Below are 326 nucleotides of genomic sequence, written 5' to 3' on the forward strand. Positions count from 1 at the left end.
ACATAGCATCCTGTAGGATGTCGGATTTAAGACATTCATCAGCGTACATCTTCTTTAAGCGGGCATTTTCAACTTCAAGCTCTTTAAGACGGCTGATAAGTGTGGCGTCCATACCACCATATTTAGATCGCCAGTTGTAGAAGGTGCTTTGGCTGATGTTATGCTCACGGCAGAGCTCGGTAATAGGGACACCTTGTTCGGCTTGTTTTAGGATGTTGACGATTTGGTTGTCGCTAAAGCGTGTCTTTTTCATAGGATTCTCCTGCTGATGTATTCTAGCAGTTACTCTCTATTTATGAGTGTTCTTATTTATTGGGGGGATTACC

The 326-nt window shown here is 42.9% G+C and carries 1 protein-coding gene; it reads right to left on the reverse strand.

Going from position 1 to position 326, the window contains the following annotated elements; all coding sequences use genetic code 11:
• Positions 1-253: transposase (locus ACT3RN_RS16265; protein ID WP_444518895.1), on the reverse strand; the 253-nt coding region annotated here is incomplete at its 3' end.
• Between the last annotated feature and the right edge of the window lie 73 nt (positions 254-326).

This window comes from Psychrobacter sp. AOP5-GZ1-6 (assembly GCF_052376345.1).
Lineage (GTDB): Bacteria > Pseudomonadota > Gammaproteobacteria > Pseudomonadales > Moraxellaceae > Psychrobacter.